19 protein-coding genes are annotated in these 20,241 nt (G+C 68.9%); 13 read left to right on the top strand and 6 right to left on the bottom strand.

Features of this window, described 5'->3' with window-relative positions:
• Positions 1-158: 158 nt before the first annotated feature.
• Together D473_RS0107145 and D473_RS0107140 are read right to left on the bottom strand one after the other, a co-directional pair.
• On the bottom strand, positions 159-404 hold the full coding sequence (locus tag D473_RS0107145) for a hypothetical protein (RefSeq protein WP_017608395.1): 246 nt from the start codon (positions 402-404) through the stop codon (positions 159-161).
• A 246-nt stretch (positions 405-650) separates the two neighbouring features.
• The gene (locus tag D473_RS0107140; RefSeq protein WP_017608394.1) at positions 651-1,418 is read right to left on the bottom strand and encodes a carbon-nitrogen hydrolase family protein; all 768 of its coding nucleotides are present in this window, start codon (positions 1,416-1,418) and stop codon (positions 651-653) included.
• Positions 1,419-1,545: 127 nt separating this feature from the next.
• On the opposite strand from D473_RS0107140, the gene D473_RS0107135 reads away from it, so the two are divergent.
• The 6 genes from D473_RS0107135 (at position 1,546) to D473_RS0107115 (ending at position 7,675) form a co-directional block, all read left to right on the top strand.
• Positions 1,546-2,196 (top strand): TetR/AcrR family transcriptional regulator, encoded by a 651-nt coding sequence (locus tag D473_RS0107135; protein ID WP_017608393.1) that lies wholly within the window; start codon positions 1,546-1,548, stop codon positions 2,194-2,196.
• 64 nt (positions 2,197-2,260) lie between these two features.
• On the top strand, positions 2,261-3,184 hold the full coding sequence (locus D473_RS0107130; RefSeq protein WP_026126689.1) for an ABC transporter ATP-binding protein: 924 nt from the start codon (positions 2,261-2,263) through the stop codon (positions 3,182-3,184).
• Complete coding sequence (locus tag D473_RS28525) at positions 3,181-5,700, top strand: alpha/beta fold hydrolase (RefSeq protein WP_017608391.1); 2,520 nt, start codon at positions 3,181-3,183, stop codon at positions 5,698-5,700. Before D473_RS0107130 ends, D473_RS28525 begins: the two co-directional genes overlap by 4 nt.
• Positions 5,701-5,803: 103 nt before the next feature.
• Positions 5,804-6,298, top strand: a complete 495-nt coding sequence (locus tag D473_RS26910; RefSeq protein WP_017608390.1) for an amidohydrolase family protein — start codon at positions 5,804-5,806, stop codon at positions 6,296-6,298.
• A gap of 66 nt (positions 6,299-6,364) precedes the next feature.
• Positions 6,365-7,069 (top strand): amidohydrolase family protein, encoded by a 705-nt coding sequence (locus tag D473_RS26905; RefSeq protein ID WP_017608389.1) that lies wholly within the window; start codon positions 6,365-6,367, stop codon positions 7,067-7,069.
• Positions 7,070-7,072: 3 nt separating this feature from the next.
• Positions 7,073-7,675 (top strand): TetR/AcrR family transcriptional regulator, encoded by a 603-nt coding sequence (locus D473_RS0107115; RefSeq protein WP_017608388.1) that lies wholly within the window; start codon positions 7,073-7,075, stop codon positions 7,673-7,675.
• Between the two features lie 18 nt (positions 7,676-7,693).
• Here D473_RS0107115 and D473_RS0107110 read toward each other — a convergent pair whose 3' ends face one another.
• The gene (locus D473_RS0107110; protein WP_017608387.1) at positions 7,694-8,167 is read right to left on the bottom strand and encodes a membrane protein; all 474 of its coding nucleotides are present in this window, start codon (positions 8,165-8,167) and stop codon (positions 7,694-7,696) included.
• 7 nt (positions 8,168-8,174) lie between these two features.
• Positions 8,175-9,272, bottom strand: a complete 1,098-nt coding sequence (gene rlmN, locus D473_RS0107105; protein WP_017608386.1) for a 23S rRNA (adenine(2503)-C(2))-methyltransferase RlmN — start codon at positions 9,270-9,272, stop codon at positions 8,175-8,177.
• A 201-nt stretch (positions 9,273-9,473) separates the two neighbouring features.
• On the opposite strand from rlmN, the gene D473_RS0107100 reads away from it, so the two are divergent.
• Positions 9,474-10,553, top strand: a complete 1,080-nt coding sequence (locus D473_RS0107100; protein WP_017608385.1) for a suppressor of fused domain protein — start codon at positions 9,474-9,476, stop codon at positions 10,551-10,553.
• A 101-nt stretch (positions 10,554-10,654) separates the two neighbouring features.
• On the opposite strand, the gene D473_RS0107095 is transcribed toward D473_RS0107100, so the two are convergent.
• Entirely contained in the window at positions 10,655-11,029 is a 375-nt protein-coding gene (locus D473_RS0107095) for a BlaI/MecI/CopY family transcriptional regulator (RefSeq protein ID WP_017608384.1), read from the bottom strand.
• A gap of 520 nt (positions 11,030-11,549) precedes the next feature.
• Here D473_RS0107095 and D473_RS0107090 point away from each other — a divergent pair.
• The 5 genes from D473_RS0107090 to D473_RS0107070 all read left to right on the top strand — a co-directional run bounded on the left by D473_RS0107090 (position 11,550) and on the right by D473_RS0107070 (position 17,739).
• Positions 11,550-15,188, top strand: coding sequence for a multifunctional oxoglutarate decarboxylase/oxoglutarate dehydrogenase thiamine pyrophosphate-binding subunit/dihydrolipoyllysine-residue succinyltransferase subunit (locus D473_RS0107090; RefSeq protein ID WP_033352889.1), 3,639 nt, complete (start codon positions 11,550-11,552; stop codon positions 15,186-15,188).
• Between the two features lie 19 nt (positions 15,189-15,207).
• Positions 15,208-15,387, top strand: coding sequence for a DUF6104 family protein (locus D473_RS0107085; protein ID WP_017608382.1), 180 nt, complete (start codon positions 15,208-15,210; stop codon positions 15,385-15,387).
• 197 nt (positions 15,388-15,584) lie between these two features.
• Entirely contained in the window at positions 15,585-16,436 is an 852-nt protein-coding gene (locus D473_RS0107080; RefSeq protein WP_017608381.1) for a DUF4097 family beta strand repeat-containing protein, read from the top strand.
• Positions 16,437-17,414, top strand: a complete 978-nt coding sequence (locus D473_RS0107075; RefSeq protein ID WP_017608380.1) for a PadR family transcriptional regulator — start codon at positions 16,437-16,439, stop codon at positions 17,412-17,414.
• A gap of 124 nt (positions 17,415-17,538) precedes the next feature.
• Positions 17,539-17,739 carry a hypothetical protein gene (locus D473_RS0107070; RefSeq protein ID WP_017608379.1) on the top strand — a complete coding sequence of 67 codons (201 nt, stop codon included), beginning with the start codon at positions 17,539-17,541 and terminating at the stop codon, positions 17,737-17,739.
• 70 nt (positions 17,740-17,809) lie between these two features.
• Here the strand turns inward: D473_RS0107070 and D473_RS0107065 are convergent, their stop codons facing one another.
• A complete protein-coding gene (locus D473_RS0107065; protein WP_017608378.1) occupies positions 17,810-19,006 on the bottom strand; it encodes an NAD(P)-dependent malic enzyme in 1,197 nt (398 codons plus the stop codon).
• Between the two features lie 377 nt (positions 19,007-19,383).
• On the opposite strand from D473_RS0107065, the gene D473_RS0107060 reads away from it, so the two are divergent.
• Positions 19,384-20,238, top strand: coding sequence for an ABC transporter substrate-binding protein (locus D473_RS0107060; RefSeq protein WP_017608377.1), 855 nt, complete (start codon positions 19,384-19,386; stop codon positions 20,236-20,238).
• Positions 20,239-20,241: the final 3 nt, after the last annotated feature.

Genomic DNA, 20,241 nt, shown 5'->3' with positions numbered 1-20,241 from the left:
GGTGTGCGGCACACAGACCATCCCGGAAAGACACGCTCATTTCCCCTCCTCCCCATGGAAGCGAGCGTGTCGGTGGACGCGTCCCGGGCCCTGGCTCCCCCGGGGCCCGGGACGCGACCGCCTCTCAGTCCTGGTGCGGGTCGGGCTTCACGCCGGTGTCAACGTGCGGCGGTGAGCGCCGCGCTCACGCGCGAGCGCGGCGCCAGCCCCATGAGCTCGGCGCATTCGCCGCAGCCCAGGACCCTGCCCCCGTCCGGCAACGCACCCAGGATCGTCCGGGGCCGCGGCCACTGCGCGTGGCAGACGGCGCAGGCATCCCCCATGCACTGCGTCGCGCTCAGCGTCTCCGGGTCGTAGATGTAGAGGTCGGATGTACCGCCGGACCTCGTGTCCGGTTCGCACATCGTGCTCGTTCCGCGCAATGTCCCTGCTCCCCCCGTGGTTTAGGACAGTCTGGCGGGCCGATATTCACCGGCTCATTTTCGTTCAGGCGCGTTGGACACCTGGAAGGGTGTGGACCGATCCAAATCACTCCGTGCGTGGAAAGCATAACCCTTAGTAATGAACCCTGGGAAGCCCCCGAGGGGCAGGGAAAAGACGCGCGTTTTGCCTGACTTATCGCCTGCCGCACTACCCCGAGAGGCCCCGCCCTACTCGCTCGGAGTGACGGAAAATCGGCGCAGCGACAGAGCAGGGTTGGTGACCCGAACCTCGTCGACCCTGCTGGCCGAAATCCGCGCTGTGCTCACCGCGAGGCCCTCCTCGCCCAGAGCCGAGACCGGGGTGCCCATCGGGTCGATGACCATGCTGTTACCTGCTCCCCTCGGCGCCGACTGGCCGGCCGCGGCCACGTAGATCGTGTTCTCGATCGCACGCGACCGGGCCAGGGTGCGCCAGTGGTCCTCCTTGAGGGGGCCGGGAACCCACTGCGCGGCCAGCAGCAACACGTGCACGCCCGCGTCCGCGATGCGCCGGGTCACCTCGGGGAAGCGCAGGTCGTAGCAGGTCTGCAGACCGAAGACGACGTCGCCGACGGCGAAGGTCTCCGGCTCCTCGATCGGGCCGGGTGCGACCACCTCGGACTCACGCACCCCGAAGGCATCGTAGAGGTGGATCTTGCGGTAGAGCGCGACCCGCTCCCCTCGCGGGGAGAGCGCCACGAGGGTGTTGGTGAAACGGGTGGCGTCCCCGCCTTCACCGGCNGTCCGGCCCCCCGCCGACACGAAGGGGCCGTCCAAGGGTTCGGCGGCCTCGACGTAGCGGTGGTCCGTACGCGGAGCGGTGAACATCGCGTACTCGGGCAGAAGTACCACCTCGGCACCCTCGGCCGCGGCACGCGCGGCCAAGCGGGCCACCGAGCGCGCGTTCTCCTCCTTGTCCTGGCCGGGGGCGAACTGCGCGACCGCTACCTGCGTCATCGGTGCCTCTCCTCGTCGGCGTCGGGGCGCCCGGGGGCGCCGTCTCCCGAGTGTACGAACGCTCCTGCGCGTCCCCCTTGCCAGGCCTCTGAACGTATGTTTAATATCCTGAACAGGAGTTCAAGACATGCTGGCCGGGGGAGCACCTATCGACAAGAACAAGGACCTCACGACACGCGCGCGCATCAGAGACGCCGCGGTGGAGTGCTTCGGCCGACACGGCTTCGGCGTGACGATCCGCAGGATCGCAGAGCACGCAGGCGTTTCCCCCGGGCTGGTCATCCACCACTTCGGGTCGAAACAAAAACTTCACGCCGCCTGCGACGACCACGTGCGCGACGTCGTCGCAGAGGCCAAGAAGCAGACTCTGAACTCGCGCGACAGAGCGACGTTCCTCGAACAGATGGCACACGCCGACGAGTACTCGGGACTCCTTGCGTACATCATCCGTTCCGTACAGGCCGGGGGTGAGCTCGGCCGGCACTTCTTCGACCAGATGGTGGCCGATGCGGAGCAATACCTGGCCCTCGGGGTCGAAGCCGGAACCATCAGGCCCAGCCGTGCCCCCTCCGCGCGGGCCCGCTGGTTGGCCGCAAGCAGCTTGGGATCGTTCCTTCTGATGCACGTCATCGGCAGGACCGAGCCCGGCGGGGAGTTCCCGCGGAACTGGCAGGAGGAGTACGCGCTCCCGGCCCTCGAGGTCTACACCGAGGGCCTGCTCACCGACCGCACGATGCTCGACTCCTACTTGCTGTACATGAGCGACCCGGAGCCCTGACCCACCGATCCGGAAGAACCGGCCGTCCCCGAACCACCGACGAAGGGCCATCGTGTCGACAGCCATTTCCACACCCGCCATCGACGTCCAAGGGCTCGACAAGTACTTCGGCCGATTCCAGGCGCTCGACCGTCTCGATCTGACCGTCGAACCCGGTCGGGTCACCGGGTTCCTGGGACCCAACGGCTCGGGAAAGTCCACCACCATCCGAGTCCTGCTGGGTCTGCTCAAGCCATCCGCCGGCCGCGTACGCATGCTCGGCGGCGATCCCTGGCGCGAGGCGGTCCCGCTGCACCGCCGACTGGCCTACGTGCCCGGCGACGTGTCTCTGTGGCCGAACCTCACCGGCGGGCAGGCCATCGATCTGCTGGGCCGGCTGCGGGGCGACATCGACCCCGCACGCAAGAAAGCGTTCCTGGAGCGTTTCGAACTCGACCCCACCAAGAAGGCCCGTACCTACTCCAAGGGCAACCGGCAGAAGGTCGCTCTTGTCGCGGCGCTGGCTTCCCGGGCCGAACTGCTGATCCTGGACGAACCCACTTCCGGCCTCGACCCGCTCATGGAAGCGGCCTTCACCGAGTGTGTGCTGGAGGCCAAGGCGGAAGGGCGCACGGTCCTGTTGTCCAGCCACATCCTGTCGGAGGTGGAGAAGCTGTGCGACACCGTGACCATCATCAGGCAGGGCCGCACCGTGGAATCCGGCACACTCGACGACCTACGGCACCTGACCCGGTCGTCGATCCACGCCACCGTCGACGGCGATCCGGGATCGATGGACGGACTGCCCGGCGTCCACAACCTCTCCGTCGACGGAACCCGCGTGAGGCTCGACGCCGACAACAACAGAATCGACGAGATCGTACGCCATCTCTCCGGGCTCGGGGTGCGCTCCCTGGTGAGTAACCCGCCCTCCTTGGAGGAACTCTTCATGCGCCACTACGGCGATGAGGACGACGCGGACCAGGGGAACGGAGGTACCCAGCGATGAGCGCGTTCACCGGTACGGGCGTGCTCGCCCGCTTCGCCCTGCGCCGCGACCGGGTGCGCCTGTCGGTCTGGGTCCTCGCACTGGCCGGCAGCGTGGCCGCGTCGATCCCCACCCTGGACGACATGTTCCAGACCGACACCGAACGTCAGGGCCGGGCCGCCCTGATGGACACCCCGACCGGAATCGTCTTCGGCGGGCCCGGATACGGACTGGACGACTACCAACTCGGGCCGATGCTGGTCAACGAGTTGACCATGAGTCTGTTCGTAGCTTTGGCGGTCCTCAATATCTTGCACGTGGTCCGGCACACCCGGGCCGAGGAGGAGACCGGCCGGGCCGAACTGCTGCGCTCCACACCGCTGGGGCCGGCCGCGCAGATGACCGCCGCGCTCTCGACCGCAGCCGCCCTCAACCTGCTCGTCTCCGGGCTGATCGCCGTGAGCATGGTCGGGTTCGGTCTCACGGCCGCCGACTCGGTCGCCTATGCGCTCGGGCTCGCCCTGGGCGGGATCTCCTTCGCCGCAGTGGCCGCGGTCTGTGTGCAGTTGTCCGAACACGGCCGGGCCGCCGCCGGGTTGTCCTTCATGGTCCTGGGCCTTCTTTTCATGGCGCGCGTGATCGGTGACATCTCCGAGGAGGGCGGGAACGCCCTGTCGTGGTCGTCCCCCTTCGCCTGGGCGCAACAGACCCGGCCCTTCGACGATCTGCGGTGGTGGCCACTGGCGCTCTACGCGGTCTTCATCGCCGTCGCGTTCGTCGCCGCCCGCTTGTTGGCCGATCGGCGCGACGTCGGGGCGGGTCTGATGACCGCGCGCCCGGGTCCTGCCGGATCGGGTCCCCTTCTGCGCGGCGTCTTCAGCCTCCATCTTCACCAGCAGCGCGGTTCCATCGCCGTCTGGTCGGTGGCCGTGTTCGTCCTCGCCGTCTCCTTCGGAAGTCTGGCGGTGGAGGTCGAGGACATGATCGCCACCAACCCCGATCTCGCGGTGATGCTGGGTACGGGCACCGACGATCTCGTCGGTGGTTTCCTCAGCGCCATCACCGCGTACGTGCTCATGGGAGCGAGCGCGTTCGGAGCCCTGTCGGTGCTGCGCGCCTGGAACGAGGAGAACTCCGGCCGAGCAGAGCTGGTACTGGCCACAGCCGTGGGCAGGGTGCGCTGGATGGGTACGGCCCTGGTCGTCGCGGCCTCGGCGACGGTGTCGGTCACGCTCCTGGGCGGGCTGGGGCTGGGGCTGGGCGCCGCTGCGGTATTGGAGGACGCCCACTGGACGTGGACCATGGTCGAAGCCGCCCTGGCTCAGCTCCCCGTCGCGATCACGTTCGGAGCATTGGTGGCCCTGCTCATGGGGGTACTCCCCCGTCTGCTTCCGCTCGTTTGGCTGTGGCTCGGCTACAGCGTGCTGGTGGCCATGCTCGGCGCCCTGTTGGGCATGCCGGACTGGGCGATGAACCTCGGCGCGTTCGAGATCCTGCCCGCACTGCCCACGGACGACTTCGAGGTGCTGCCCTTCCTCNCGCCGGGTTCGGCCGCCGCGACCTGGCCACCGGCTGAGCTCGCGGGGGCCGGGTGGTACCCGGCCCCCGCAACGAGGGCGCGCTGGCGCGGGAGGGCGGGCCCTTACCGTGGCGGGAGGGCCGACGGCGCAGGAGAGGAGAACCCCATGCATTCCCCCGAACCCTCCGGCCCCCGACGTCGCACACGCACCGGCCTGGTCCTCGCCGCCGTGGCCGGCGGTGCGGCGGTCCTCCTGGGCGCTCTGGTCTGGGGCGGCCAGCGCTCCGTGATCTACCTGCCCAGCGGGGGCGAACCGCCGCCGGCCGGCGAGGTGGTCCGGGGCGCCGAGGACGTCGTGCTCCGCCCCGACGACGGCCCCGAACTGGGCGGGTGGTACGTGCCTGCCGCCGGCACCGACCGGGACGCCGCCGTCCTGGTCACCAACGGCAACGCGGGTAACCGGGAGAGCCGCGCTCCCCTGGCACAGGCGCTGGCGCAGGAGGGGTTCTCCGTACTCGTCTTCGACTACCGCGGTTACGGCGGCAACGACGGTGAGCCCACCGAGCCCGGGCTGACCGCCGACGCACGCGCCGGGCTCGAGGTCCTGCGTGAACGGGGCCACGAGAGCGACCGGATCCTGTACTGGGGCGAGAGCCTGGGTGCGGCCGTGGCCGTCGACCTGGCCGTGCAGGAACCGCCCGCGGGCCTGTTCCTGCGGTCACCGTTCAGTTCCCTGGCGGACATGGCCGGGACCCATTACCCGGTCGTTCCGGAAGCGATGCTGCGCGATGACTACCCCGTGCGCAGGACCGTGGCCGATCTGCACCTGCCGGTCAGTGTCGCGATCGGGGAGACCGACACGGTGGTCCCTGCCGAACAGAGCCACGCGGTCGCGGAGGCCGCTCCCGGTCTCGTCGAGGAGTTCGTCATGCCCGACACCGGCCACAACGACCTGGCGATGATCCACGGCCCGGAGGTCGTCGACGCGTTCGTGCGCCTGGCCGACGAGGTGCTCTAGCCCGGCAACACCGCTTCATGCGCACTGCCCCCTTCCCCGAAGCTGCGCCCGCTGTCATAAACAGATCAATCGGTCTATTAATAAGCGAACCTCGGGAAGGCCCATGAACAGAACCGACGGCACGGCGGGACGCGGCAGCGGGAACCGTGCGGACAAGAGGACACGGCGGCGGTTCTTGCGGGGGCTCATGATCCTGGGCGGCCTCGGGTTGCTCACCGGTACCGGAGGTGTGGGCCACTACCTCGCCACCCTGTACCGTCCGCGTGCGGAACCGCAGCGGGGACACCTCGCCCTGGCCGGCGCCACGGTCCTCACCGGGCAAGAGCTGGAACCGCGCGAGCGTACGACGGTCCTGGTCTCCGACGGTGTCATCACCGAAGTGGCCGGCGACGACGACGTGGACCCACCGGAGGGCACGGAGTTCGTGGATCTGCGCGGTCACACACTCCTGCCGGGGCTCATCGATCTCCACGTGCACCTGGGGTTCCCGCAGCAGGATCCCGATGACGGGTTGGGGCCGACCGACATGCCGGGCGTGGTCTACGAGATGATGCGCTACGCCCCTCGGCCCGGCGTGCCCTGCTCGAACACGGGGTGACGACGGTGCGCGGTCTGGGCGACGAGCACACCTGGATCATGGAGATGCGCCGAATGCTGCGCGAGGGTGAGTTGGAGGAGCCAGGAGCCGCGCCTGTATACGTCCGGCCCCCTGTTCACTACGCCGGGAGGCCACCCGATCGTCACCTTCGGGGTAGGGGCCGATTCCGACACCGTCCGCCTGCCCTCCACCGCCGAGGAGGCCCGGGAGGCCGTACGTGAGCTCGCCACCGGAGACGACCCGGTGGACCTCGTCAAGGTGGTGCAGGAACGGGGCGACCCCGAACACCTGGAGATGGACCCTCTCCCCGAGGAGGTTCTCGAGGCCGTCGTGGCCGAAGCCCACGGACACGGCCTCTTCGTCACCGCGCACTGCGGCTCGCAAGCGGACCTGGCCGATGCCCTCGCCGCCACCGAGGTCGGCACCGACCCGGCCCTGCACCGTCGGCTCAGGGAACGGTTGGCGGAACTGCACGGCGCCGGCGGGTGGGTCCTGGCCGGGAGCGACGCCGCCGTGCCCGGAGTCCCCTTCGGTGGCGGCCTGCACCGGGAACTGGAACTACTGTCCGGCAGCGGGATGGGGCCGCACGCGGCGCTGCGGGCGGCGACCGTCGAGGCCGCCCGGGTCCTGGGGACCGGCCGGATCGGCACGATCGCCGCGGGACGCGCGGCCGACCTGCTGGCCGTGGCCGGTGATCCGCTGTCCGACATCACCGCGGTCCGTGAGGTCTCGGCGGTCTACCGCGACGGCCGCCCGGTGGTAAAAAGGTGAACCGTGCGTAAGGTCGACCCAGCCCGGTACCGGGCCAAACGCCGCAGCATCATGGACGCGGCTGCGCCCTTGTTCGCCACCCACGGCCCGGACGGGACCTCGACCGCCGCGATCCGCCGGGCCGCCGGGGTCAGTTCCGGTGCGCTGTTCCACTACTTCCCCAGCAAACGTGCGGTCTTCGTCGCTCTCCTGACCGATGAGGAGGGCGACAACGCGGACCGGATCACCGCGGCACGCACCCACGAGGACCCTTGGCAAGCTCTCCTGGACCTGGTGGAGCACCTGGCGGCGCCGGCGGGGAGCCCCGTGGCCGCGGGGTTGGTGATGGAGGGACTGCGGCAGGCCCAGCGGGACCCGGAGCTGGCCGAAGCGCTGGAGACCGACAGTGACACCGAGCTCGAAGCCCTGACCCACCTGGTCACCCGAGCGGCCCGGGAACACCGGACGGAGCCGGTCCTGGGCCCACGGGCGACCGCCGGCTGGATCCAGACGCTGATCGGCGCGCTCTTCCTGCGCGCAGCCACCGAACCGGGGTTCGACGCGGCCGCACACGTCCGCGACCTGCGAGCGCTGCTGTCCCGGTTGCTGGGATGCACCACCGGTTGAGGCCCAGGCACACCGGGCTCAGGCGGGCAGCACCGACAGGGTCCAGGCGGGGGCGAAGACCACCACGAGGAACCGGGCGGTGCGGGTCAGGAAGGTGATGGCGCAGAACCAGAACGGACCGATCCGCACCACCCCGGCCAGCACCGAGACCACCATGAACGGCGGCACGCTCAACAGGGAACTCACGCCCAGCAGCCCCATCCCCCACAGCGGGCGTTCCTCCGCTCGCACACGCCACACCTCGGCGCGTGCGGCCCACTTGCCCGGCGTGCGGGCCCGCCGCTGGAACCACGGCAGTGAGAGCGAGCCCCGGCCCACGTAGTAGTAAGGCAGTTTGCCCAGGGTCTGCCCCGCACCTGCGGCGACCGCCATCGCGGTGAGGGCACCGTCGTCCGTCGCGGCGACGGCCCCCACCAGGTACAGCTCGATGTTGATGAACGGGACCAGACCGGACACCGTGGCGACGAGGAGGGCCAGTCCGGTCTCGACCACGGAAGGATCAGTCCTCGGCCGCGGCGAGCTGGCCGCAGGCGCCGTCGATCTCCTGTCCGCGGGTGTCGCGGATGGTGACCGAGACCCCGTGCGACTTCAGGCGCCGCACGAACTCCGCCTCGTCCTCGGGCCGGGAGGCCGTCCACTTCGACCCCGGGGTGGGGTTGAGCGGGATGAGGTTGACGTGCACCAGATGACCCTTGAGGAGCTCGCCGAGCATGTCGGCGCGCCAGGCCTGGTCGTTGATGTCCTTGATGAGCGCGTACTCGATGGAGACCCGGCGGCCGGTGGTACCCGCGTAACGCCATGCGGCGTCCAGGACCTCGCCGACCTTCCAGCGGGTGTTGACCGGTACCAGCTCGTCGCGCAGTTCGTCGTCGGGAGCGTGCAGGGAGATCGCCAGGCGCACCTGCATGTTCTCGTCGATGAGCTTGTTGATCGCCGGGACCAGGCCGACCGTGGAGACGGTCACGCCGCGCTGGGAGATGCCCATGCCCTCGGGGACCGGGTCGGTCATCCGGCGCACGGTCTGCAGCACACGCTTGTAGTTGGCCATGGGCTCACCCATGCCCATGAACACGATGTTGCTGATCCGGCCGGGTCCGCCGGCGACGTCTCCGCGGTCCAGGTCCCGGGCACTGGCGACGACCTGCTCGACGATCTCTCCCGTGGAGAGGTTGCGGGTCAGACCGGCTTGGCCGGTGGCGCAGAAGGGGCAGTTCATCCCGCACCCGGCCTGTGAGGAGATGCACAGGGTGACACGGTCGGGATAACGCATGAGCACCGACTCGAACATCACCCCGTCGAACGCCTTCCACAGGGTCTTTCGGGTCATGCCGTTGTCGGTGGTGACGTGCCGGACCGGCGTGAGCAGGGTGGGCAGCAGGGACTCGCCCAACGCCTCGCGCGATCCGGCCGGCAGGTCGGTCATCTGCTCGGTGTCGGACTCGAACCCACCGAAGTAGTGCTTGGCGAGCTGTTTGGCGCGGAAGGGCTTCTCGCCCAGGTCATGGACGATCTCGGCCCGCTCTTCGGGGCTGAGGTCGGCCAGGTGCCGGGGCGGTTTGGCGCGGCGAGGGGCGACGAAGTTGAGCTCGGCGGGCATAGGAATCCGTAGAGAGGGAGACGATGGTCGGGGCCCGGCGCGAAGCAGTGGCGGTCCTGGTCGTTATACGACCTATACGCGGTCGCAGTGTGGCTCCGCCTGTCAGGGCACTACCGTCGATTCTACGCACTGCGCGGACGACACCCGCCGGGTTTCGGCGCCGTCGGTCGGACAACACGGGAGCGGCACGTGGGAGGGCCGGTGACAGGGATCGACGTCCTTCTCGACGAGGTCAGCCCTTACCAGAGCCGCAGGGTCGTCGTGGAGTGCGATTCCCACACCACTGCCGCCTACCTCCTGGACGCGCGCGGGCGCATCCGCGTGCCCGTGTGGCTGGCCAACCACGAGTTGGCGCCCGCGGTCGACGAGGCCGGCGGCCTCTTCGAGGGCCGGGCGCCGCTCATGCCCGAGGCACACACCAAACACCCGCCGGGCCGCCCCCGCTTCGACCCCTCGTGCCTGCGCGCGGTGTGGTTCGAGGAGGGCGACGGGGTGGCGCTGGTCGACGAGGAGGGACTGCTCGCGGTCATCCCCGGTTGGGCCGAGGCCGACAGCGGACTCCCCGGCTACGCACGTGAGGCGATCGGCCGCAGCCCGTACGCGTGGGAGCTGGACTCGGTGCGCGAGCAGTTGTGGCCCCGGGTGGTGCACGCCGAGGCCTACTGGGACTGGCGCCGGGCCTCGGGTGCGTGGCGCAGTGTTCAGCGCACCGTGCTGAGCCACCTCAATCGGTACGTGGGCGAACCCGGGCACTACTGGGACGTCTCGGACGGACATCCCCCGCTGCTGCGTGTGTCCGAACGGCCGGCCACGGCCGAGCGCCCGTACACGATCCTGTCCACGGTGGGCATGTGCGGACAGCGCATGCCCACGCTGGACCGGTACATGGCCGACACCTCCGAGTACGCGCGTGTGGAGCTGGCCCTGGCCACGACGATGCCCGCCCACCAGGCCGCACGGATCTTCCGGTGGATCGGTGCGTTCCCGTGGCGCGCGGTGACGTGGTTCGGGCACGGGCACACCGTGAAGTGGCTGGACAACGCCGAGGACCGTGCGATGCGCGGCGGTGCCGGCGCGGTCCTGTTGGTGTCCGACCCGGCCCCGCTGACGGGTGGTCCTCCCCCGCCGGACCTGTCGGGGCTGGGCTTCCAGGGCGACCCGGTGCACTGGCTGTGGGCGGTGCCCATCACCCGCCCCGAGCACCTGTTCGCCAAGGAACACGACAGTGCCACCCTCGTGGAGAAGCTCGCCGCCGAGGGCCGCAGCTGGATCCTCGGCTGACCCCGCTGGGAGGCAGGTCCGCTCAGCCGCGCGAAGGGGCGGCCCCAGCCCCTCGTGCAGTCGGGCAGGTCCGGCCTGCCGGGAGAGGCCGTCCGCGACGGTCAGCCGAGGATGTCTCGGTGATCGCGGACCTGGCCGATGAGGCGTTGGAACCGGAGCATGTCCTCGTCGCTGAAGCGTTCCACGAAACTGCGCAAGGTGGATCCGGGGTCGGGGCCGGTGTTGAGCACCTCGTCCATGACGCGGGCGGTGTACTCGGCGTGGCTCTCGCGGGCCCAGTACAGCCAGGCCCGGCCGGCCTTCTCACGGTCGAGCAGGCCCTTGTGGTAAAGGATGTTGGCGACCGTCATCACGGTCGTGTAGGCGATGTCGCGGTCGTAGACCATGGCTTCGCGGACCTGGCGTACGGACATCGCCCCCTCGGCCTGCCAGAGCGCGTCCATGATGGCTGCTTCGAGTTCCCCCAGCCCCCGCATGGTCCTCCCACCCGCTTACACGTACGGCATCCGTACGGTGATCGTAGGCAGGGCGGCGGCTCCGGCGTGGGCAAACGCAAGAGGGCACACAGATCCACGCGAATTCGGCACGTACGGCCGGTGTTTCGCCGGTGTGGGGCGCTCGTGCCTTCGGTTGGCGCGGAAGAGCACAGGGTGTGACCCTGTTCCCCTGGTGACCGATCATGGACAGGATCTTCACACGAGTTCACACCCCAGAAAACCGACAAAAGGTCCAAATAACACCGCAGCGTACGCGATCGAATCCACTGCGTGCATGTTCGTGTGAAAGATTGTTAGCTATCTCCTAGTTTTGCCAACCAGTGCGTTCCCGCTCAGGAGGTAGGTACAAGTAGCCTGGTACGTGACGAGTGCTGGCGAGGTCGGATGTCTCCCCGCCCGAGCGGGGACAACCCTGCGTGATCCGAAGCCCGGCCCGCCGGACAGCCACCCGTCTTCATTCACATTCACAAGCGAGCTGCGGAAGTGGGCGATCTCCGCCGTGTCGTCTCAGGCGTCTCAACCCCTGACAGATTTCGGGCCTAACGAGTGGTTGGTCGAGGAGCTTTATCAGAAGTACCTCAACGACCGGAACTCCGTTGACAAGGCCTGGTGGAACTTCTTCGCGGACTACAAGCCCGCGGAGTCGGCCGGCTCGAAGAGTGGGGGTGCTGCGAAGACGCAGAACGAGAAGAAGACCCCCGCCGATCAGGCCGCACCGAAGAAGGACAGCAAGGACACCAAGAGCAAGCAGGCTCCGGCCCCCTCGGACGACGAGGACGACGTGAAGCGCGAGCGCCTGCGCGGCGCTCCGGCGCGCACGGCCACCAACATGGAGTCCAGTCTCGAGCTGCCGACCGCGACCAGTGTGCGCGCGGTGCCGGTCAAGCTTCTGTTCGACAACCGCATCGTCATCAACAACCACCTCCGGCGTGCCCGTGGCGGGAAGATCTCCTTCACCCACATCATCGGCTACGCCATGGTCAAGGCCCTGGCGGCCATGCCGGAGATGAACCACTCCTACGTCGAGGTCGACGGCAAGCCGGGAGTGGCCAAGCCCGAGCACGTCAACTTCGGTCTGGCGATCGACCTCCAGAAGAAGGACGGCTCCCGGCAGCTGGTCGTGCCCTCCATCAAGGCCGCCGAGAACATGGACTTCGCGGAGTTCTGGGGCGGTTACGAGGACCTCGTCCGCAAGGCCCGCAACAACAAGCTGGGCGTTCCGGAATTCCAGGGCACCACGATCAGCCTCACCAACCCCGGCGGCATCGGCACCGTGCACTCCGTGCCGCGCCTGATGCCCGGGCAGGGCACCATCCTCGGTGTCGGGGCCATGGAGTACCCCGCCGAGTTCCAGGGCGCCTCCCAGGACACCCTGAGCGAGCTCGGCATCAGCAAGGTCATGACGCTGACCTCCACCTACGACCACCGCATCATCCAGGGTGCGCAGTCGGGTGAGTTCCTGCGCCGCATCCACCAGCTCCTGCTGGGTGAGGACGGCTTCTACGACGAGATCTTCAACGCTCTGCGGATCCCGTACGAGCCGGTCCGCTGGGTACAGGACATCCACGTCAACCCGGCGACCCAGCTCGACAAGACCACCAGGGTCCAGGAGCTGATCCACGCCTACCGTGTGCGCGGCCACCTCATGGCCGACACCAACCCGCTGGAACACGAGCAGCGCAAGCACCCCGACCTCGACGTCCTCGAGCACGGGCTGACGCTGTGGGACCTCGACCGCGAGTTCCCCACCGGTGGCTTCGGCGGCAAGCAGGTCATGAAGCTCCGGGACGTCCTGGGCGTGCTGCGCGACACCTACTGCCGCACGGTGGGTATCGAGTACATGCACATCCAGAGCCCGGAGGAGCGCGAGTGGATCCAGTCCCACGTCGAGCGTGAGCACGAGAAGGTCGACCGCGACGAGCAGCTGCGCATCCTGCGCCGGCTCAACAACGCCGAGGCGTTCGAGACCTTCCTGCAGACCAAGTACGTGGGTCAGAAGCGCTTCTCCCTCGAGGGCGGGGAGTCCCTGATCCCGCTGCTGGACGGTGTGCTCACCAGGGCGGCCAAGGCCGGTCTGGACGAGACCGTCATCGGCATGGCCCACCGTGGCCGCCTCAACGTGCTCGGCAACATCTGCGGCAAGTCCTACGGGCAGATCTTCGGCGAGTTCGAGGGCAACCTCGACCCGCGCAGTTCCCACGGCTCCGGTGACGTCAAGTACCACCTGGGCACGGAGGGCGTCTTCGAGACCTACGACGGCGACAAGATCGACATCCATCTCGCCGCCAACCCCTCCCACCTGGAGACGGTCAACCCGGTCCTGGAGGGCATCGTCCGCGGCAAGCAGGACGTGCTCGACAAGGGCCCGCACGGGTTCACCGTGCTCCCGCTGCTCATCCACGGTGACGCGGCCTTCGCCGGGCAGGGTGTGGTCGCCGAGACCCTCAACCTGTCGCAGCTGCGCGGTTACCGCACCGGCGGCACGGTGCACGTCGTCCTGAACAACCAGGTCGGCTTCACCACCTCGCCCGACGACAGCCGTTCCAGCGTCTACGCCACCGACGTGGCGCGGATGGTCCAGGCACCGATCTTCCACGTCAACGGGGACGACCCCGAGGCCGTGGTCCGGGTCGCCGAGCTGGCCTTCGCCTACCGCCAGGCGTTCAACAAGGACGTCGTCATCGACCTGGTGTGCTACCGCCGCCGCGGCCACAACGAGGGCGACAACCCCGCCTTCACCCAGCCGCTGATGTACGACGTGATCGACAGCAAGCGCTCCACGCGCAAGCTGTACACCGAGGCCCTGGTCGGCCGCGGGGACATCACCATGGAGGAGGCCGAACAGGCCCTTCGCGACTTCCAGAACGAACTGGAGCGCGCCTTCAAGGAGACCCGCGAGGTCGAGAAGAAGCCGATCGAGCCCGGTTCCGTCGTGCGCCCCGAGGTCTTCACCGAGTCGCACCTGGACCACACCAAGGTCGAGAGCGCGATCAGCGACGAGACCGTCAAGCGGGTCATCGACACCCAGGTGAGCCTGCCCGAGGGCTTCACGGCGCACCCGCGGCTGGCTCCGCAGCTCACACGCCGCGCGCAGATGGTCGAGAAGGACACCATCGACTGGGCCACCGGTGAGCTGCTGGCCTTCGGTTCGCTGCTGCTGGACGAACACTCGGTGCGCCTGATCGGCCAGGACAGCCGACGCGGCACGTTCACCCAGCGCCACGCCACGATCATGGACCGCGAGAGCGGCGAGGAACACACGCCGCTCAAGCAGTTCGACAAGGGCACCACGAAGTTCCACGTGCACGACTCGCTGCTGAGCGAGTACGCGGCGCTGGGCTTCGAGTACGGCTACTCCCTGACCCGCCCCGAGACGCTGGTCATGTGGGAGGCGCAGTTCGGTGACTTCGTCAACGGCGCGCAGACCATCATCGACGAGTACATCAGCTCCGGTGAGCAGAAGTGGGGCCAGCGCTCCAGCGTGACCCTGCTGCTGCCGCACGGCTACGAGGGCCAGGGCCCCGACCACTCGTCGGCCCGCATCGAGCGGTTCCTGCAGCAGTGCGCTCAGGAGAACATGACGGTCGCCAACCCGAGCACCCCGGCGAGCTACTTCCACCTTCTGCGCTGGCAGGCCAAGTCGCCGCAGGAGCGCCCGCTCGTGGTGTTCACGCCCAAGTCGCTGCTGCGCAACAAGGCCGCCGTCTCGGCCGCCGCGGACTTCACCAGTGGCTACTTCGAGCCGCTGATCGTCGACGACTCGGTCGAGCCGGACCAGGTCCGCCGCGTGGTGCTGTGCTCGGGCAAGATCTACTACGACCTGGACGCCGCCCGGAAGGCCGTCGGGGACAAGCACACGGCGATCATTCGCACCGAGCGCCTCTACCCGCTGCCGATCGAGGAGATCCGCGAGCAGCTCAAGGCCTTCCCGAACGCGGGCGAGGTCCTGTGGGTCCAGGAGGAGCCGGCGAACATGGGCCCGTGGCCCTTCGTCGCGCTGGTCTTCTCCGAGCAGCTCGACCGTCCGTTCACCCGGATCTCGCGTCCGGCCTCCTCCTCGCCCGCAGCCGGTTCGGCCAAGCGGCACGAGGCCGAGCAGCGGGCCCTGGTGGACACGGTCTTCCCTCCCGCCGAGTAGCCGGCGAAGGGACCGGAACATGTACTACACCGACCGCGGGATCGAGGAGTTGGAGAACCGTCGCGGCGACGAGGAGATCAGTTTCACCTGGCTCTCCGAGCAGTTGCGGGTCTTCACCGACCTGAACCCCGAGTTCGAGACCTCGGTCGACCGGCTGGCCACGTGGTTGGCCCGGTCGGACGACGAGGACGAAGAGTAGGCGAATGCCGGGTCAGGGCCCGGGGCCGAGCACTGGGAACCATGTGTTCGGCCCCGGGCCCTTCCGTGTGTCGGGGGTCCCCCGGAGGCGCCCCCGAGACACCCCGGAGCACCCCCTGAGGATCCGCGACATATCTTGAGATCACTCCACTCGCGACATATCGTGAAGGGGACGGAGCGAGCGAAGGGACCTCACAGATGTCACACTGGACCGTCGACACGCCGACGACCCAGACCTTGGACGGCATCGTCGCGTTGCGCGTCCGGATCATCGGCGGCCATGTCAACATCCTGCCCACCGACGACCCCGTGACCTTCGAGATCACCGACATCATCGGCGAACCGGTCACGGTCTCCCAAGAAGCGGGCATCCTCACCATCCACTACGAAGACCTCACCGCCCAGGGCCTGCTCGACCGGCTCAAACCCGTGCAGCTCAGCACGTACAAGGGCGTGGGTTCGCGCCGGGCCACGATCAACCTGCGGGTCCCGGCCCAGTGCCCGGTCGAGGTCACGACCGCGAGCGCTCCGGTCGTTGCGGCCGGCCTGACCGCGCGGACCAACATCAGGACCGCCACGGGCGAGGTCACTCTCGACGACGTCTCCGGCGACACCGACATCAACACCGCCTCGGGCGACGTGTCCGTGCGCGGGCCGGGCGGCAGCCTGGGCTTCAACAGCGCGAGCGGACAGCTCGCCGTGGCGGGCGGTCGTCTTTCCTCCCTGCGCGCCAACACCGCATCGGGACAGATCCTGGCCGACTCGGACCTGACGCCCTCGGCCAAGGTCCGGCTCAAGACGGTCTCCGGCGAGATCGCGCTCCGGGTGCCGGCCGAGACCTCGGCCTCGGCAGAGCTGCGTTCGGTCACCGGCCGGCTCGACTCCGACTTCGGACTGGACCGCAAGACCGCGACCGCACGCAACTCACTCAGCGGCACGGTCGGCATCGGTGCCGATCCCGCCTCCATCACCACCAACACCGTGTCCGGCCGTACCGCCCTGCTGCGGCGCGCGCCCGAGGCACCTGCGGCGATCCCCGAGGGGGCCTGAATGAGCACCATCTTCGGTCACGGCAGGCTCCGCCTGTATCTACTCAAGATGCTGGACGAGAGCCCCCGGCACGGCTACGAGATCATCAGTCTGCTGCGCGACCGGTTCCTGGGGGTGTACTCGCCCTCCCCCGGCACCATCTACCCGCGGCTGGCCCGACTGGAGGAAGAGGGCCTGGTCACCCACACCGAGGAGGGCGGACGCAAGGTCTACCGCCTCACCGACAAGGGGCGCGAGGAGCTGCGCAAGCGCGAGAGCGACCTGGCCGAGCTCGAGCAGGAGATCACCGACTCGGTGCGCGACGTCGCCCGCGCGGTCAAGCAGGACGTGCGCTCCACGATCAGCTCGCTGCGGGAGGAGCTGAAGTTCTCCCAGGCCCGCCGCGAGGGGGGACCTGCGGACGGCCCGGAGAGCCCCGACCCAGCGTCCGAACGGGACGAGGGGTCCGGATCGCAGGGCCCGGAAGGATCGGGACAGGCCGGCTCGAGCCTGGCCGAGGAGTGGGGGCGTTTCGCCCGCTCCTTCACCAACCTGGGCGCTTCCTGGCGCGGTGGCACCCGGGAACACGAGGAGACCGAGAAGACCGGGGAGCACGAAGAACGCTCGTCCGACGGCGAGCGGGCCGACGAGTGCCGCAACGTCTTCGACCGGGAGCTGCGCGACTTCAGCGACCGGGTGCGCGACGTGGCCCGCGAGGCCGGCCACATCGGCGGTGCGGCCGCGGGTGACCTGCGGCGCATCCTCGACGAGACGGTGGAGGTCATTCGCCGCGACATGCGCACCTGGGGCCCGCCGCGCGAGGGGCCCGCCGACGAGAGCGGCACCGGGGAGCCCCGCCCGGACGACGGGGGCGAGCGGTCCGGACCGGAGGCCGGCAGCCGCAGCACCGACGAGGGTTCGGGCGGCGGCGGGGCCGCTTCCGGCGACCCGTGGAGCGCGGTCGCCGACGAGGACGGCGAATCCACCAAGAGGGACTGACACCGAGCCCGATCACGGAGGAGCCGGGAGGCGACGCGGGGGCGCGCCTCCCGGTTCTCCGTGTGCGGGTCGACGCAGCCCGCGAAAACAACGGTCTTCGACACACCGAAGGATTGGAGCGCCGATGACGCAGGTCCCGGCTGTCCCGTACACGCTCGAACAGGACGAGGACGGAGTCTGGTGCGCCCACGCGCAGCTTCGCCCCGGGATCGGGGCCCGGGGCCAGGGGAACGACCCCGACTCGGCCGTGGCCGACCTGCACCGGGCCCTCACAGGGCTCGTCGAAGAGTTCGGCCCGCCCCGGGAAGGACCCGCGTCCGTCTGAGGCGCCCCGGGAACGACGAAAGACGGGGCCGACTCGTCGGTCGGCCCCGCCCTGGTGTTCGTGTCCCGGGTCAGGCGACGCCGTCGGCGCGGGCCTGCTCGGCCACGGCCGTGGCGACCGCGGGGGCGACCCGCGGGTCGAAGGCGCTGGGGACCACGTAGTCGGCGGACAGGTCGTCACCGACCAGCTCGGCCAGCGCACGCGCGGCGGCCTGCTTCATGTTCTCGGTGATGTCCCGGGCGCCGGAGTCGAAAGCGCCGCGGAAGATCCCGGGGAAGGCCAGAACGTTGTTGATCTGGTTGGGGAAGTCGCTGCGGCCGGTCGCCACGACACTGGCGTACTTGCGTGCGACGTCGGGGTGCACCTCGGGATTGGGGTTGGCCATCGCGAAGACGACGGCGTTCTCGGCCATGGAGGCCACGACCGACTCGTCGACCTCCCCCGCGGAGAGCCCGATGAAGACGTCGGCGCCTTCGAGGGCGGACTCGGTGGAGCCGGTCAGACCGGACTTGTTGCTGATCTCGGCGAGCTCGCGCTTGGTCGGGGTCAACCCTTCACGGCCCTGGTGGATCAGGCCCTTGGAGTCGGCGACGGCGATGTCGCCGATACCACCGTCGACGAGCATCTTGGTCACGGCCACACCGGCGGCGCCGGCGCCGGAGACGACGGCGCGCAGGTCGCCGATGCTGCGTCCGGTCAGGCGGGCGGCGTTGTGCAGGGCGGCGACGGTCACGATCGCGGTGCCGTGCTGGTCGTCGTGGAAGACCGGGACATTCAGGCGCTCACGCAGACGCGCCTCGATCTCGAAGCAGCGCGGGGCCGCGATGTCCTCCAGGTTGATGCCGCCGAAGGAAGGCGACATACGGGCGACGGTCTCGACGAACTCGTCCACGTCGGAGCAGGTGAGAGCGATCGGCACGGAGTCGACGCCGGCGAACTGCTTGAAGAGCAGGGACTTGCCCTCCATGACCGGGAGGGAGGCCTCGGGACCGATGTTGCCCAGGCCCAGAACGGCGGTTCCGTCGGTGACCACGGCCACCAGATTGCTCTTCCACGTGTAAGTGTCGACGAGCTCGGGCCGGTCGGCGATGGCGTCGCACACGCGGGCGACCCCGGGTGTGTAGGCCAGGGACAGGCCTTCGGGGTCGTTGACGTCCACGGACGAGGTCACGTGCAGCTTTCCGCCCCGGTGCAGGGCGAAGGCCGGGTCCTCGTCCAGCTTTGCTGTGGAGGTCTCTGGATTCTGGGAATGCGGAACGGTGGTCAACTCACTCAAACCCTTCAGGTCTGTACTGCCGCCTGTCGTCGGCCATGACGGTCAGCGGTCGTCGAACGCGGCCCGCGTGCAAAGACGTGGGGTGCTAGGGGAGCTCCGCCGGCGCCGGTCGGCCATGACCGGTGGTGTCGCCGGGGAGTCGTGCTTCGCCGGACTCCTATACGAGTACTGCGCGGCCGCCTCATCGGTCGGGGATGACCCGTTACCCAATCCTCTCACAACGGTGATCGGAGAAAAATCGCGGGTCGCCAGGATGAGTCGGCACCGACGATTACCGTCACGACCCGTATGTCGCACAGATCTGGGCGGTGGACCCTCAACCCGTCTCCGACCAGTCACTTCGTGCAGAAGGAAGAAGGAGACTGCACATGGCCCTGCTCACGACGCGAGCCGCCCGCCGGTACGCCCTCGGTGCCCTGCCCCTGACCGCCGCCCTCGTCCTGGCCGGTTGCAGCAGCAACGGAGAGGGCGGCTCGGCCGCCGGCGAGACCGTCACCATCGGCGTCGAGGCGGAGTACCCGCCCGGTGAATACCTGGACACCGACGGCGAGACCGTCCTCGGTTTCAACGTCGAACTCGTCGAGGCGGCGCTGGCCGAGATGGGGTTGGAGGCCGAGTGGGAACCGGCCAACTTCGACGCCATCATCATCGGCGTGAACTCCGGTACCTATGACATGGGCTCCTCCTCCTTCACCGTCACGGAACAGCGTATGGAGGAGGTCGACATGGTCAGTTACTTCTCCTCCGGCACGCAGTGGTTCGCCCAGGAGGGCAACCCCGCGGATGTCGGCCCCGACGATGCCTGCGGCATGCGCATCGCTGTGCAGACCGGGACCACGCACGACGACGACATCGAGGCCCGCAGCGAGGCATGTGTCGAGGACGGCGACGACCCGATCACCATCGAGAAGTTCCCGAACCAGCCGCAGGCGACCGAGACCGTCGTCTCCGGTGTCAACGACGCGTCTCTGGCAGATATGCCCACCTCGGCCTACGCCCTGGACCAGACCGGCGACGACGTCCTGGAGTTCATCGGCGATCAGTACGCCGCCGCTCCCTACGGTGTCGTACTGCACCAGGACGACACCGAGCGTGCCGAGGAGCTGGCCGAGGCCTTCAACACGATCATGGAGAACGGCACCTACGACGAGATCCTCGAGGAGTGGGGGATCGACGCCGGCTCCATCGAGGCCGCCGAGGTCAACCCCTCCGTCGACGAGTAGGGT

Source organism: Nocardiopsis xinjiangensis YIM 90004 (genome assembly GCF_000341145.1).
In the GTDB taxonomy this organism is placed as follows: Bacteria; Actinomycetota; Actinomycetes; order Streptosporangiales; family Streptosporangiaceae; genus Nocardiopsis; species Nocardiopsis xinjiangensis.
The sequence above is the reverse complement of the archived record's forward strand: the minus strand, read 5'-3'. Positions and strand labels throughout refer to the sequence as shown.

Excerpts from the sequence above, each read along its gene's own strand:
- D473_RS0107145 (WP_017608395.1), bottom strand. The coding sequence starts at position 404 with ATGTGCGAACCGGACACGAGGTCCGGCGGTACATCCGACCTCTACATC.
- D473_RS0107135 (WP_017608393.1), top strand. The coding sequence starts at position 1,546 with ATGCTGGCCGGGGGAGCACCTATCGACAAGAACAAGGACCTCACGACA.
- D473_RS26910 (WP_017608390.1), top strand. The coding sequence starts at position 5,804 with ATGAACAGAACCGACGGCACGGCGGGACGCGGCAGCGGGAACCGTGCG.
- rlmN (WP_017608386.1), bottom strand. The coding sequence starts at position 9,272 with ATGCCCGCCGAGCTCAACTTCGTCGCCCCTCGCCGCGCCAAACCGCCC.
- D473_RS0107095 (WP_017608384.1), bottom strand. The coding sequence starts at position 11,029 with ATGCGGGGGCTGGGGGAACTCGAAGCAGCCATCATGGACGCGCTCTGG.
- D473_RS0107085 (WP_017608382.1), top strand. The coding sequence starts at position 15,208 with ATGTACTACACCGACCGCGGGATCGAGGAGTTGGAGAACCGTCGCGGC.
- D473_RS0107080 (WP_017608381.1), top strand. The coding sequence starts at position 15,585 with ATGTCACACTGGACCGTCGACACGCCGACGACCCAGACCTTGGACGGC.
- D473_RS0107075 (WP_017608380.1), top strand. The coding sequence starts at position 16,437 with ATGAGCACCATCTTCGGTCACGGCAGGCTCCGCCTGTATCTACTCAAG.
- D473_RS0107070 (WP_017608379.1), top strand. The coding sequence starts at position 17,539 with ATGACGCAGGTCCCGGCTGTCCCGTACACGCTCGAACAGGACGAGGAC.
- D473_RS0107060 (WP_017608377.1), top strand. The coding sequence starts at position 19,384 with ATGGCCCTGCTCACGACGCGAGCCGCCCGCCGGTACGCCCTCGGTGCC.